General features: G+C 38.3%; 16 protein-coding genes. 7 read left to right on the forward strand and 9 right to left on the reverse strand.

What is annotated here, in order from left to right:
• Window positions 1-3 precede the first annotated feature (3 nt).
• From RUH95_RS07240 to RUH95_RS07270, 7 genes are all read left to right on the forward strand, one after another.
• Complete coding sequence (locus tag RUH95_RS07240) at window positions 4-327, forward strand: urease subunit beta (RefSeq protein ID WP_313892168.1); 324 nt, start codon at window positions 4-6, stop codon at window positions 325-327.
• Window positions 324-2,036: an urease subunit alpha gene (ureC, locus tag RUH95_RS07245; RefSeq protein WP_313892169.1), complete on the forward strand. Its 1,713-nt coding sequence runs from the start codon at window positions 324-326 to the stop codon at window positions 2,034-2,036. Before RUH95_RS07240 ends, ureC begins: the two co-directional genes overlap by 4 nt.
• A gap of 10 nt (window positions 2,037-2,046) precedes the next feature.
• On the forward strand, window positions 2,047-2,502 hold the full coding sequence (ureE, locus tag RUH95_RS07250; RefSeq protein ID WP_313892170.1) for an urease accessory protein UreE: 456 nt from the start codon (window positions 2,047-2,049) through the stop codon (window positions 2,500-2,502).
• Window positions 2,495-3,181, forward strand: a complete 687-nt coding sequence (locus RUH95_RS07255) for an urease accessory protein UreF (protein ID WP_313892171.1) — start codon at window positions 2,495-2,497, stop codon at window positions 3,179-3,181. The genes ureE and RUH95_RS07255 overlap by 8 nt, the downstream gene beginning before the upstream one ends.
• 33 nt (window positions 3,182-3,214) lie before the next feature.
• A complete protein-coding gene (gene ureG / locus RUH95_RS07260) occupies window positions 3,215-3,826 on the forward strand; it encodes an urease accessory protein UreG (RefSeq protein ID WP_313892172.1) in 612 nt (203 codons plus the stop codon).
• A gap of 1 nt (window position 3,827) precedes the next feature.
• Window positions 3,828-4,652, forward strand: a complete 825-nt coding sequence (locus RUH95_RS07265; RefSeq protein WP_313892173.1) for an urease accessory protein UreD — start codon at window positions 3,828-3,830, stop codon at window positions 4,650-4,652.
• A gap of 99 nt (window positions 4,653-4,751) precedes the next feature.
• Complete coding sequence (locus tag RUH95_RS07270; RefSeq protein WP_313892174.1) at window positions 4,752-5,249, forward strand: hypothetical protein; 498 nt, start codon at window positions 4,752-4,754, stop codon at window positions 5,247-5,249.
• 154 nt (window positions 5,250-5,403) lie between these two features.
• Here RUH95_RS07270 and RUH95_RS07275 read toward each other — a convergent pair whose 3' ends face one another.
• The 9 genes from RUH95_RS07275 to RUH95_RS07315 form a co-directional block, all read right to left on the reverse strand.
• Window positions 5,404-6,003: an ABC transporter ATP-binding protein gene (locus tag RUH95_RS07275; RefSeq protein WP_313892175.1), complete on the reverse strand. Its 600-nt coding sequence runs from the start codon at window positions 6,001-6,003 to the stop codon at window positions 5,404-5,406.
• Complete coding sequence (locus tag RUH95_RS07280; protein ID WP_313892176.1) at window positions 5,993-6,916, reverse strand: ABC transporter ATP-binding protein; 924 nt, start codon at window positions 6,914-6,916, stop codon at window positions 5,993-5,995. Before RUH95_RS07280 ends, RUH95_RS07275 begins: the two co-directional genes overlap by 11 nt.
• A gap of 39 nt (window positions 6,917-6,955) precedes the next feature.
• On the reverse strand, window positions 6,956-7,810 hold the full coding sequence (locus RUH95_RS07285; protein ID WP_313892177.1) for an ABC transporter permease: 855 nt from the start codon (window positions 7,808-7,810) through the stop codon (window positions 6,956-6,958).
• Window positions 7,807-8,751, reverse strand: coding sequence for an ABC transporter permease (locus tag RUH95_RS07290; RefSeq protein WP_313892178.1), 945 nt, complete (start codon window positions 8,749-8,751; stop codon window positions 7,807-7,809). Before RUH95_RS07290 ends, RUH95_RS07285 begins: the two co-directional genes overlap by 4 nt.
• A gap of 59 nt (window positions 8,752-8,810) precedes the next feature.
• Window positions 8,811-10,427 (reverse strand): ABC transporter substrate-binding protein, encoded by a 1,617-nt coding sequence (locus tag RUH95_RS07295; RefSeq protein WP_313892179.1) that lies wholly within the window; start codon window positions 10,425-10,427, stop codon window positions 8,811-8,813.
• Window positions 10,428-10,917: 490 nt separating this feature from the next.
• Entirely contained in the window at window positions 10,918-13,338 is a 2,421-nt protein-coding gene (locus RUH95_RS07300) for a heavy metal translocating P-type ATPase (RefSeq protein ID WP_313892180.1), read from the reverse strand.
• Window positions 13,339-13,420: 82 nt separating this feature from the next.
• Entirely contained in the window at window positions 13,421-13,627 is a 207-nt protein-coding gene (gene copZ / locus RUH95_RS07305) for a copper chaperone CopZ (protein ID WP_313892181.1), read from the reverse strand.
• 29 nt (window positions 13,628-13,656) lie between these two features.
• On the reverse strand, window positions 13,657-13,989 hold the full coding sequence (locus tag RUH95_RS07310; RefSeq protein ID WP_313892182.1) for a metal-sensitive transcriptional regulator: 333 nt from the start codon (window positions 13,987-13,989) through the stop codon (window positions 13,657-13,659).
• A 75-nt stretch (window positions 13,990-14,064) separates the two neighbouring features.
• On the reverse strand, window positions 14,065-15,006 hold the full coding sequence (locus tag RUH95_RS07315; RefSeq protein WP_313892183.1) for a cation diffusion facilitator family transporter: 942 nt from the start codon (window positions 15,004-15,006) through the stop codon (window positions 14,065-14,067).
• Window positions 15,007-15,008 lie beyond the last annotated feature (2 nt).

Consider the following 15,008-nt stretch of genomic DNA (forward strand, 5'->3'; position numbering starts at 1 on the left):
GCAATGTTACCAGGTGAATATGTTTTAAAAGAAGAAGAGATTATTTGTAATGAAGGTAGTGAAGTATTTATTGTTTCTGTTACAAATACAGGTGACCGTCCTATTCAAGTAGGATCACATTTTCATTTTTATGAAGTAAATGAAGCACTCCACTTCAATCGAAAGGAAGCTTACGGAAAGCGATTAAATGTTCCTGCTGGAGCAGCCGTTCGTTTTGAACCCGGAGATGAAAAAGAAATACAGCTTATTAATTTCGCAGGAGAACGCCGGATTTATGGGTTCAATAATAAAGTAGACGGAAAACTAGAAAGCGAGGGTTCATTATGAGCTTTAAAATGTCCCGAAAGCAATATGCTGAAATGTACGGCCCAACTACAGGTGATTCTATTCGGCTTGCTGATACAGATTTGTTTATTCAAATTGAAAAAGACCACACGACCTATGGAGAAGAAGTTGTCTTTGGCGGAGGAAAAGTCATCCGAGACGGCATGGGTCAACACCCTCTTGCAACACGTAAAGACGGCGTAGCAGATACTGTTATTACGAACGTCATTATTTTGGATTACACAGGAATTTGCAAAGCTGATCTAGCTATTAGAGACGGTAAGATTTTTGGAATTGGTAAAAGTGGTAACCCACTCATTATGGATAATGTCGATATTATTATTGGTACTTCCACTGAAATCATTGCTGGAGAAGGGTTAATTGTTACAGCTGGAGCCATCGATACACATGTTCATTTTATTAATCCTGAACAAGTACAAGTGGCACTAACTTCTGGTACAACAACATTAATCGGTGGTGGTACTGGCCCTGCAGCAGGATCTAAAGCTACTACAGTTACACCAGGCGAATGGAATATACACCGAATGCTTGAAGCAGCTGAAGGTCTCCCTATTAATATTGGTTTTACAGGTAAAGGGCATGCTGCCTCCATTGAACCATTGGTCGAGCAAGTGAAAGCTGGAGTTATCGGATTAAAAGTTCATGAAGACTGGGGAGCTACCGGTTCATGTCTTGACTATGCTCTACAAGTAGCGGATGAATACGACATTCAAGTTGCCTTGCATGCAGATACATTAAATGAAAGCGGCTTTATGGAAAATACAATGGCTGCAGTAAAAGATCGAGTACTTCACATGTACCATACTGAAGGCGCAGGCGGTGGCCACGCACCTGATCTAATCAAATCGGCAGGTTACCTTAACATTCTGCCATCATCAACGAACCCTACCCTCCCCTATACAATAAATACTATCGACGAACATCTTGATATGGTCATGGTTTGCCATCATTTAAATCCTTCTGTTCCAGAAGACATCGCTTTCGCGGATTCTAGAATTCGAAAAGAAACAATTGCTGCAGAAGATATTCTTCACGACATGGGTGTATTTAGCATGGTAAGCTCGGATTCCCAAGCAATGGGTCGTGTAGGAGAAGTTGTTCTACGCACTTGGCAAGTAGCAGACAAAATGAAGAAACAACGAGGCACCCTTTCCGGAGATAGCGAACATGCCGATAATAATCGAGTGAAGCGCTATATCGCAAAATATACAATTAATCCAGCAATTACACATGGAATTTCAAAGCATGTAGGCTCTATTGAAGTTGGCAAAATGGCGGATTTAGTTCTATGGAATCCAAAGTTTTTTGGTGTGAAGCCAGAATTAGTGCTTAAAAATGGACTTGCAGTAACTGGTTTAATGGGAGATGCGAATGCTTCTATCCCAACTCCACAACCTTATATTTATCGTCCAATGTACGCACAGTTCGGAAAAGCTTTAGCTAAAAGTTCAGCTACCTTCATTTCTCAAGCAGCCTATGATGATGGGGTCCATGAAAAACTTGGCCTTCAAAAAATAATTTTACCGGTCGGTGGAATTCGCAATTTAACAAAGAAAGATATGAAGCTGAATGGAGAAACACCTAATATTACTGTAGACCCACAAACATATGAAGTAAAAATAAATGGAGAATTGTTGACATGTGATCCGGTTGATACGGTACCAATGGGCCAACGATATTTCCTATTCTGAGGTGAAAGAATTGATCATTGAAAAAATCGTAACAAACTTAGACAAAATGGACAAAAGTGAAATTGAAAAACGGCATATGGAAAAAGTATACCTGGAAAGCGCTCATTTAATGAAGCGTATCCAACGGGTTAAAACCGATCACGGAAACGAGCTTGGTATTCGCTTGAAAGACCCCAAGGATCTTATTGCTGGTGACGTATTATACATGGACGATAAAAATATGATCGTCATAGATGTGTTAACCGATGATTTACTTGTCATTCAACCTAGAGACATACAAGAAATGGGAACAATCGCTCACCAACTTGGTAACCGCCATCTTCCTGCTCAATTTGAAGAAAACAATATGTTGGTACAATATGATTACTTAGTAGAAGAATTACTTCAACAACTGGAAATTCCATATAAACGTGAAGATCGAAAAGTAAAACAAGCATTCCGTCATATAGGACACAGTCATGAATAGCAATATTCTTTCTTTGTTTCGGCTCTGCGACTCTAATTTTCCTACTGGATCTTTCAGCCACTCTTTCGGCTTAGAAAGTTATATACAGGAAAATAAAGTACATGACCAAGAGACATTCTTTCAGTGGCTAAAAGTGTATTTACATGAGCAGCTCATCTATACAGATGGGCTTGCCTCACGTCTTGTTTATGAGGCTCTCATGGAAAATGATATTGAGCAAATATGGCAACTGGATCGCCTATTAACTGTCCAAAACTTGCCAAGGGAAACACGGGAAGGAACCCAAATGATTGGGGATCGAATGCTAAAACTCACTGATTCACTGTATAGTATGCCAATCCTTGCACAATACAAAAAAGAAATTAAAAGTAAAAACGCATTCGGCCACTCCGCTATTGTTTTTTCGATGGTAGCCCATGGGCTTGGGGTAAATAAACAAGAAACTATCCTCTACTATTTGTATTCAGCTATTTCCAGTCAAATTCAAAATGCGGTACGAGCCATCCCTCTTGGACAAACGGCAGGACAAATTATTTCTCATAAGTTTATATTAGAATTAACGCAAGCTGTGGACAGAACAATGGAACTGACGAAAGATGATTTCGGTATTGTTTCACCAGGTATTGAACTGTCTCAAATGAAACATGAACGTGTGAATATACGAATATTTATGTCTTAATTTCATAAAAGAATTAGAAAAGGAAGTGTTTTAATGGAACCAATCAGAATCGGTGTTGGTGGACCTGTTGGTGCAGGTAAAACAATGCTTGTAGAAAAATTGACTCGCCATCTTGCAAATGAAATAAAAATGGCGGTTGTTACAAACGATATTTACACAAAAGAAGATGCAAAATTTTTAATTCAAAATGGTGTTCTTCCAGAAGATCGAATCATTGGTGTAGAAACTGGCGGCTGTCCTCATACTGCCATTCGCGAAGATGCTTCCATGAACTTCGCAGCTATCGATCAATTAATCGAGCGTCACCCAGACCTTGAACTTATTTTCATTGAAAGTGGCGGCGACAACCTTGCTGCAACCTTCAGTCCTGAATTAGTGGATTTCTCTATTTATATCATTGATGTTGCGCAAGGAGAAAAAATTCCACGAAAAGGTGGACAAGGTATGATTAAATCTGACTTGTTTATCATCAATAAAACTGACCTTGCTCCTTACGTTGGTGCTCGCCTCGAAGTAATGGCGGAGGACACTAAAATATTTCGTGGTGACAAACCATTCTTCTTTACGAACTTAAAAAATGATGATGGCCTTCCTGATGTAATTGAATGGATTAAGCAGCATGCTTTATTAAAAGGTTTAGAGTAAGATGACAGATTGGACTGGCGCTTTATCTTTGGACCTGGAAGACCGCAAAGGAAAAACTGTTGCAAAGAGAGTGTACTTTCAAGGGGCACTCAAAGTTATGCGACCAATTTACTTTGATGATTCAGGACAGGTTTGCTATTACCTTCTAAATCCTGGTGGTGGGTATTTAGACGGCGATCGATACAAAATGGAGATTTCCGCAACTGAAGGGGCTAAAGTTACTTTAACTACGCAATCTGCAACTAAAGTATATAAAACTCCGAAAAGCTTTGCTTATCAAGAAACAACCATTAATTTAAAAAAAGGAAGTTACTTAGAATACCTTCCGGATCCACTTATTGCTTATGAAAATGCTCATTATAAGCAGAAAAATGTCATTCATATAGAAAGTGGAGCAACGTTTATTTCCACAGACATTCTAACTCCTGGCTGGTCGCCGAGTGGAGAAAAATTTAGTTACAATACTATTCAATTACTTACCGAGGTTTATCTGGACGGTAAACTTGGTATGTTCGACCACATTAAATTAATGCCGCAACAACAGTCCATGTCTGGTCTAGGATTTATGGAAGGCTATACTCACCTAGGCTCTATGATCGCAATCAGTGAACAAACGAATAATGCACTACTCGATGAATTGTACGAAATAATTCAAAAAGAAGAAACGAATTTTACATTCGGTATCTCAAATTTAGCTATACCAGGATTTAGTATACGAATCCTAGCAAACTCTACACAAGTCATTGAACGAATCCTAAACAAGTGTCATAAAATTATTGGCGAAAATTGGAATAATCGTACACCAAGCTCTTTACGAAAATATTAATACACTTGTGTAAAACTAATTTTAGTAGGTAATTAATAGATCACTCCGATAATCCAGGAAAAATGTTTTAAGTTGAACTTTCATGAGAGGGGATACATTATGCCTGAAAATAAGAATTCAAAACCCAAACTTGAAGATTTTGAGGTTGAAACGGTGTTTGAGAATCGTGTGCACGAACGTCTTGCATTCACTTTTAAAATTCAAGGAGATGAATTTAAGGGACATTTCCACAACGATGAGATTCTTTGGCTTCACCCTCACCCAAAACAAATGATTAGTGAATATAAAGTGAAGAAAATTGAAACTACCATATACTCATTAATGAGACATTATGGAATTTCAAAAGAAATTCAAGACCTAATTATAAAACCAGTATTTGAAGATACTGCACATGAACGTCAGCAATTCTCTTTGCAAGTGCAGGGAGAGCAATATAAAGGGTTTATTCACGAAGGAGATATTCAATGGTTCCATCCTCAACCCCAACAAATGCTGGAAGATGACCTTGTACAGGTACTAGAATCCGAAATCCATGAAAAAGTAGCGCAACAAGAACGCGACAATAAAGAGAATGATTCGAGTGAAGAATCTAACTAATAAACTCTAAAATACAGCATCTGGAGACAAACGAATTGTTTTCTCCAGATGCTTTTTAATGTCTGTTTAGATAAATTTGCATTTTTGCACAAAATAAATAAAGGACCATTGCAAAAGTCGTAAAAGTGACTTTTGCAATGGTCCTTCTCTAATATTATTTATTAAAATCAATTACGCGATCGCAAAGCCTTTGCATTAACTTCGATTCATGGGTGACAACTATTATCCCCATCTCTCTCTTTTTAGCAATTTCAGTGACAGCATGCCAAATTTGAGCTTGCGTGATTGCATCAAGCATTGTTGTCATTTCATCTGCAATTAGAAATCGAGTATTCGGCCCCAATGCTCTGGCAACACAAAATCGTTGCAATTCTCCTCCGGATAATTCATGAGGCCAACGGGTCAACCATTCCTGCTCAATTCCAAGTAATTCTAACAGCTCATTATCGGGTTGATATCCTTCACGAAGAATTTTATGCATCTTCCATCTCGCATTAATCGCTTTTTCTGGATGCTGAAGGACCATTTGGACAGGATGATACCCCTTCTTTGGCAACGGGGAATCATTAAAAGATACTGCTCCCCCAATTGGTTGCTCTAATCCGGCTAATATACGACCAAAAGTTGTTTTTCCTCGTCCACTTGGACCTGTAATTCCAACAACTTCTCCTGGCTCTACCGTCAAATCGACCCCTTGAAACAACCATGGACCATTCTCATATCGAAATCCGACATTCTTTGCTTCAAGTTGCATGTATACACCTCACCATTCCATCCCTAAGTTCCCGCATTTCTGGCTGGACCTTCCGACATTCAGGTGTAGCCATTTCACAACGTGGTGCAAACAAACAACCAGGCGGCAATGAACTCGGGTGAGGTTGAGAACCTGAGATAGGGGTAAAGTCATTTTGAGGTAAAGCTCTCCACAAAGCCTTACTATAAGGATGCCTTATTGCCTCCCCTTTACCTGTGAAATCCTCTACCCTTGCTATCTCAACAGTCGTTCCCGCATAAAATACCGCAATTTTATCAGCAATTTGAATTGCTGATTCTATATCATGCGTTATCAACATTACTGCACAACCTTGATCCGCAAATTCTCTTAAATTATTTAATGCTTCTTTTATAACAACTGGATCAAGACCTGGAGTAGGCTCATCCGCAATAATTACCTTCGCTCCACTTACCATAGCAGTCGATAGCAGGGTCCTCCTCGCCATACCTCCAGAAAGTTGAAACGGATACATACTCTCCACCTCTCGTCCTAGGTGGAAGCGTTCAAAAACCGCTCTTTGTGCTTCAACAGCATCGCCTTTTTTAACGGATTCGCGGACTTGGCTTCCAACGCGCATAAGTGGGTCTAGAAAGTTTACTGATTGAGGGATAAGCGCAATTTCCTTTCCTCTTATTGCCCTTTGCCGAACAGGAGTAAGTTCTTCACCCTCATATTTAATCACGCCACTCATACTAGCATTGCTGGGGAGTATTCCTAAAATAGCATGTGCGAGTAAACTTTTTCCTGATCCACTAGCTCCAACAACAGCTAGAATTTCACCTGCTTTAAGCGTTACATTTAAACTTGAAATAACCTTATGATTTGTTTGTTTAAGTCCAGCTGTATACTGTTTAAAAGATACTGATAAATTTTCTACTTCAAGAATAGACATTTGTTAACTCCTCTTCCTATTGAAACGTAATATATGTCATTAATCGTGATTTCCGGTAGAATCCATGAGCAATCGAAGATATTCTCCAATCTGATCAAACGTTCTTACGACAATCAGCAAACAAAGACCTGGGAAGAAGGCAAGCCACCACATACCTGAAGATAAATATTTCATTGATTCTGATAAAATGATTCCAATCGCAGGTTCATGAGGAGACAGTCCTAAACCTAGAAAGGTTACTGCTGCCTCATGTAAAATAACTTGTGGAAACATTAACAAAAAGCCAATTATAAATTGCGGAGCAACATACGGAAGAATATGTCTCAAAGCAATCCACCAACTTGGTTTCCCCATCTTCTTAGAAACCTGTACAAAATCTGCTGATCGAATTTGCATAACTTCTGCTCGAATGACCCGTGCAAGACTTGGCCAATGGGTTAAGGCTAATCCAATTACGATACCTTTAAACCCTCCTCCTAATGTAAAAGCTATAAGAATAAGAGTTACTAGATGAGGTACGCTCAGAAAAAGATCGATCAGCCATGAAATAACTCGATCAGCCATTTTTCCCATCGTTGCCGCTGCCATTCCTAGAAAAAGTGCGATTGATGCACTTCCAATTGCTCCAATCACTCCAACTCCTATGCTCAAAGAAAGCCCCATTACCGTTCGCGTAAACATATCACGGCCTAACCAATCAGTTCCAAAAAGGTGATTGAGAGAAGGTGATTTGTTTCTATCAGTAAGGTTCGTTATAATTCTTTCCTCATCTAGTAATAAACCACCCAATACAACAAAGATTATTAAAGCCAAGGATAGTAGCACTTTAATAAGTGCCCATTGCTTCTTATTCAGAAGAACGCTTTTATTTGAAACTTTAAGGCTTGGAATCATACTTTCCTCCCCTCTCTCGTTCTAGGATCTAATAAGTGATAACTTATATCCGCCAGTAAATTCCCTATAAAAACAAAGATTGTACTAAATATAACAATCCCTAATAAAAGAGGAACATCTCCTCTCAATCCAGCCTCTACCGTAGCTTGTCCTAAACCAGGGTAAGAAAAAACTTGTTCTGCCAACACTGCTCCACTAAACAATCCGCTAAATGCAGCAAACTGTAAGGTAATAGCAGGTAGAGCGACATTTCGTAATCCATGTCTCCAAAACAGCAGAAAACCTTTTTCCCCTCTTGCTCTAGCAAATAATATATAGTCACTAGCGAGGACATCAATAAGCTTTTGTCGCGTATGTAACGCTACATTTGCAACGCCAACAACGCTTAGCGTCAATACAGGTAGAACGAGATGTTGGATCCGATCCATTATCGTTACATTTTCCGCAAGCACTCCAGCTGGAACTCCCATTCCAATAGGGAACCAACCTAACCATACAGCAAACACAATTAAAATGAGGAGCCCCATCCAGAAAGTAGGAGTAGAAGCCATTGTAAAACAGTACCACTTGATTATTCGATCAATCCAGGTTCCTTTTTTCATTGCCGCTATTACTCCCATAGCAAAGCCAATCACACCTGTTAATATCCAAGCTACCACCATAAGCACCAGAGAATTTAAGAACCTTTCACCAATAACTTCAATTACTGGTCGACGATAAATCATGGAAGTTCCTAAATCACCCGTTAGCACAGCAGAACCCCAATTGAAAAACTGTGTCATAACTGGTTGATCTAATCCCCAATATTCTGCTATTTTCTCTCTTTGTTCAGGTCCTACCTTCAACATATCTGCACCAATATAAGCTTGAATTGGATCGATAGGAGAATTTTTCACTAATAGAAAGGAAATAAAACAAATGGCGACTAGTAAAGTAACCATCCTTAGTCCTTTCCAGAATATGAATAGGCCAAGCTTTTTATTTATATATTTACCCACTGTTATTTAGTCCATTTCCATTCAACTATGTTATCTGTTGAAGGCCAGCCATTTCCATGAACATGGATTCTTTGATCTCCAATATCAAGTCCATCTTTCACTAAATACAAATGATTAATATTCACTAACCAAGCCCAAGCAGCATCACCTTTTGCGCTTAATCCGGTTGTTCCATCCCACTGCGCTTTTTTCCAAAACTCAATTGCTTCTGCTTCACTCGAAGCTTGGAGAGCCTTGTTAAAATAATTATCTACCGTCTTATTCGAATAATAACCAGTATTATAGTAATCTACACCAGCTGCTTCACTACTATAAATATTGTACATTTCATGCGGATCATGACTTCCCCATCCCATAAGGACCGGGTTTGAATACATTTCCGTAGAAATGATATCCCAACTTCCACCTTCTAATTTAATATTAATTCCTAATGGCTTCATCATATCTGCAACAGAAATTGCCAGCGATTGTCTTATACCATCAGTTGCTAAGTAATAAAGAGTAAACTCTGCTTTCAAAGAGTCTTTCTCAACAATTCCATCTCCATCTGTATCCTTCCAACCAGCTTCCTTCAACAGCTTCTTTGCTCCATCCAAATCCCCATCTTTTATAACTGTATCGGGATTCCACCAAGGAAGGCCGTCTACAGAAGTATAAGCTGGTGTGCCACGCCCTTCTAAAACTCCATCAACAAGCGCTTTTCGGTCTACCGCAATATTAACGGCATGACGAATGGCCGGATCTGCGGTTACATCATTACCAATTGGATAGCCATCTTTCGTAACGCTACCTGATTTAATAAACGGAAAAACAATCCCCCTATTATCTACTGTTTGTATTGATTCTAACCTCATGCCGGGCACTTTTTGATTACTAAAAGCAGCTGGTATATAGGCAAAGTCAACAGTCCCAGCTTGTGCAGCTGCAAATGATGCATCCTCGTTTAAGAATAAAAAGGTTATCTTTTTAAAATAAGATTGCTTATCATAATATTCCGGATTAGCTTCTACAATCAGCTGTTGCCCTTTATTCCATTGCACGAGCTTATAAGGTCCCGAACCTATAGGATTCTCAGCATATTCTGTACCATATGCATGCTGTGGGACAATTCCAGTTCCTATTAATGTATTAATAAAAGTTGACTGAGGTTGTTTTAATGTGAATCTTACCGTGTAGTCATCTACCGCCTCAACTTTTTCCATACTATTAAGGTCCACAACTGATCCATTGCTACTTGCCGTTTCAAATGTAAAAACGACATCAGCTGCAGTCAATAATTGCCCATCAGAAAATTTCACATCATTACGTATCTTCACTGTCCAAACCTTCCGATTACTACTTACTTCATAACTTGTTGCAAGGTCATTAACAATATTAAGCTCATTGTCTCTTTTTAAAAGCGTACTTTGGAATAATGGTGAGCCATAACGCCCCCATCCTGTCGTTGGATCAAAACCTGTTTCAGGCTCAGATCCAAAAGCAACCACAAGCTCGTCCTTTTTCCTTTCACCGCTCTCGCCATTATCACCAGATTGATTCGTTTTAAATAAATTACAACCCGCTAACATCAAAGAGGATATTAAAACGACTAGTATAAAAGACCCTACTTTTTTTTTCATAATCCTCACCTCATATTAAAATTCCTCTCGAAAAAAACCCTTAACCATTAGTGGAGTAAGGAGTAATTTGACAGGTAAACCCATTAATCAATAGAAAAATAAATTGACAAATAAGTAAACATAAAAATTTTATTCATTTAACCAAGCTACACAAAACAAAGATGTCCATAAATTCTTTCGGATAGATGTGTTATAGGAGGTATTACAAATTGTGCCTACATCGAAGGTAAACACGGAATGAAAAGTGCGGAAGATAATACATAAAGTAGTATAAGACATAAAGAAGAAACTGTTGATTGGATATCCATTTACGCCTATACCTATCTTAATAGCTTACCTAGTAGTAGGCAACTTTTATATCTTTGAATACTTCTTTTTATTTGAAAGAGTAACCTAAAAAAGGCGGAGAAACATGAATCGTTTCTCCGCCTTTTCATTTTAAAGAACTATTAACAGTCCTACTATTTCTATTACTGAACTATGGGCTCCATTATTTCTTATCTAGTTTCACTCGTTGTAAACGTAATGCATTCAACACAACTGATACCGAACTAAATGCCATTGCGGCACCTGCAATCCAAGGTGCAAGTAGCCCTATCGCTGCAATCGGAATCCCAATCGTATTATAGGCAAATGCCCAGAACAAGTTTTGTTTTATGTTGCGCATTGTTTTACGACTCATAATAATTGCATCCGCAATACTATTTAAGTCACCACGAATCAGTGTAATATCGGCCGCTTCCATTGCAACGTCAGTTCCTGTACCTATCGCCATCCCAATATTAGCGGTCGCTAATGCTGGTGCATCATTAATACCGTCCCCAACCATTGCCACTTTTTTACCTGCTGCTTGTAATTTTTTAATTTCATCGGCTTTACCTTCAGGAAGTACTTCCGCAATGACGTGGTTGACACCAACTTCTGTGCCAATCGATTTCGCTGTACGTGTGTTATCTCCAGTCATCATAATAACTTCAATACCCATATCTTGCAGGCGACGAATAGCTTCTTTCGATGTGTCTTTAATCGTATCTGCTACAGCTACTAATCCTGCGTACTTACCGTTAATTCCTGCAAGCATTGCAGTCTTTCCATTTTCCTCTAATTGTTCCATTGTTGGCAAAATCGACGTAATGTCGATACCATATTGTTGCATTAATTTACGCGTCCCAATAACAACAGCTTGACCCGAGATTGTTGCTTGAACGCCGTAACCTGGAACTGCTTCGAAATATTGTACATTTCCTAGTTCAATTCCTTTGTCTTGAATACCTTGCACAATCGCTTCTGCTAACGGGTGCTCCGATTGTTTTTCTGCTGCACCAATTAATGATAAAAAGCGTTCTTCGTCTTGCCCATCTGCCACTAAAACGTCTGTTAACACTGGTTTACCATGTGTTACTGTGCCCGTTTTATCGACAACTACTGTATCAATGCTTTGGGTTTGCTCTAAGTGCTCCCCACCTTTGAATAAAATACCAAATTCAGTTGCACGACCAGATCCAGCCATAATAGATGTAGGTGTTGCTAATCCAAGTGCACACGGGCATGCAATAACAAGTATCGTAATCAATACTTCAAGTGCTGGTGTAAATTCACCCGGTTGTACCCATAAAAACCATACAAAAAACGTAATAATTGCAATACCAACAACGATTGGTACAAAAATCCCAGAAATTTGGTCTGCCATACGTTGGATAGGTGCTTTTGAACCTTGAGCATCTTCCACTACTTTAATAATTTGCGCCAATGCTGTATCACGGCCAACTTTCGTTGCTTTCATTTGAATGAAACCATTTTTATTAATCGTCGAACCATACAAAACGTCACCTTGTTTTTTATCAACCGGAAGACTTTCCCCTGTTAACATCGACTCATCAACAGCTGAATTTCCTTCTAGCACTTCTCCGTCAACTGGAATTTTTTCACCTGGCTTTACAAAAATAGTGTCGCCTATTACAACTTCTTCTAACGGAATTTCTATTTCTACACCATCGCGTAAAACAATAGCTGTTTTCGCTTGTAAGCCCATCAATTTTTTAATCGCTTCTGATGAACGTCCTTTTGCTTTTACTTCAAATAATTTCCCTAATAAAATTAACGTGATTAATACTGCACTTGTTTCAAAATATAAATGTGCGGCATGGTGATTACCTACTGTAATAATCGCTTGATAGACACTGTAGAAATACGCTGCAGATGTACCTAAAACAACTAACACGTCCATGTTCGCACTTCCATTACGAAGCGCTTTATAGGCACCAACATAAAACTGTTTACCAATATAAAATTGTACCGGAGTTGCTAATAGCATTTGTATCCATGGATTCATTAGGAATTCTGGAACATATAGAAATGATGTAAATGAAAAGTGCCCAACCATCGTCCATAATAAAGGTAACGATAAAATAGTTGATATGATAAATTTACGCTGTTGCTCTTTAATCGCTTTTTCACGATGATCCATTGTTTCTTTCTCATCTACTTTTCGGTGTGCTCCGTAACCTAGCTTTTCAACTTTCGCGATAATATCTGCTACAGCTAAATCAGATGGATTAAATTCAATCGTTGCTTTTTCAAGGGCTAAGTTAACGTTTGCCAAAGATACGCCTTCCATTTTGTTTAACCCTTTTTCAATGCGAGTTGAACAAGCTGCACATGTCATACCTGTAATATCTAATTCTACTTTTTGCTTCACAACACCATATCCAAGTGCTTCGATTTTCTTTTCAAAATCTGCTTCAGTTAATTTTGTCGGATCATATTTGATAGAAGATTTCTCCAACGCTAAATTTACATTTGCCTGATCTACTCCATCCATTTTACTTAATCCTTTTTCTATACGTATTGCACACGCTGCGCAAGTCATACCTGTAATTTGATGACTGATCTCTTTCATTTCCGTACTCATTTTTTTCTTCCACCTCTCACCATACCTTATAGGGGTATATATTTTTGAAAATAAGAGAGTGCATAGGAGCACTCTACTTCGATTATTTTACTTCGTAACCTTGTTCTTCAATTGTTTCTTTAATTTGATCTAGTGATACTTTCGCTTCATCAAATGCGATTTCTACTAAACCTTCAGCTAAGTTTACTTTTACTTCATTAACACCAGCTAATTCACCAACGCCACCTTCTACTGCTTTCACACAATGACCACATGACATACCTTGTACATTTAATGTTACATTTTGCATATTTATTTCTCTCCTTTAAATTAAATTTTTTATTTTTTCATTAGTTTTTGAATCGTAACAACAAGCTCATCTAACACGGCATCGTCGCCTTCTGAAAGTCGATCTACTACACAACCTTTTAAATGACCTTCCAATAAAATCTTTGCTACACTATTTAAAGCGGATTGCGTTGCTGAAAGTTGTGTAATAATATCATCGCAGTAAACATCTTTTTCAATCATCCCTTTAATGCCTCGGATTTGACCTTCTACACGATTTAATCGCGTCGTCAAATTCTTTTTAACATGTTCAGGGTGATGACTTTTTCGACAAGATGTTTCGCCATCTGAATGATGAGTAACTTCTTCTAACATATCCTCCATAAGCTCATCTCCTATCTTATTTTCACTTTACCATACCTCGTAGGGGTATGTAAAGGATAAAGTTTCACATTGATTTTAATGGTGGTGGTGATGACTAGAAGGCTCATTTTTTATATTACAAAGGATTGACTCATCGTGTTTATGCGCAGTAGTTTCTAATTGAATCGTTACATGCTGAATACCCTTATGCTCTAGATTATGTTCAATTTCGCGCAATATATGCTCACTTTCCTCAATCGTTAACTTCTCATCGACAACCGCATGACAAGAAAGTGCATTTAATCCACTTGTTATGGACCAAACATGGAGATCATGAATACTTTTAATCCCTGATGTTTCTTCGATTGTTTGAATAACGTCTTGCACTTCTATATTTGAAGGTGTTCCTTCCATTAGCACATGAAGCGATGCTTTTGTAACAAAATAACCACTTCTTAACACTAATATCGCAACAATCACACTCGCAAGAGGATCCGCCCATCCCCAATCAAAAAATATCATCAATAAAGCAGCTGCAATTGCACCGACAGAACCAAGCATGTCACTTAATACATGAAGATATGCTCCCCGCATATTTAAGTTACCTTCTGTATCACCACCACGCATCATAATCCACGCAACAAGAATATTAACTGCCAATCCGATGCTACTAATAATAAGCATTCCCGTTGTAGCTACTTCCGGTGGGTTAGCAAATCGTTGGATTGCTTCATAAAAAATAAATAAGGCAATCAGTATTAAGGTAACTCCATTTAGTACAGCTGCTAAAATTTCAAATCGCTTATAACCAAATGTTTTACTCTTACTTGCAACCTTTTCTCCTAATTTAAATGCTATTAATGCAATTGCTAACGAAATAGAATCACTTAGCATATGACCTGCATCTGATAAAAGGGCCAAACTATTTGTTAAAAACCCTCCAATCACTTCTATTATCATATAACTTGTAATTATGATGAATGAAATGAGTAATACTTTTTTATTTGTACTGTGGCTATGATCATGGTCGTGTCCCATTA

This window comes from Psychrobacillus sp. (assembly GCF_032154225.1).
In the GTDB taxonomy this organism is placed as follows: Bacteria; Bacillota; Bacilli; order Bacillales_A; family Planococcaceae; genus Psychrobacillus.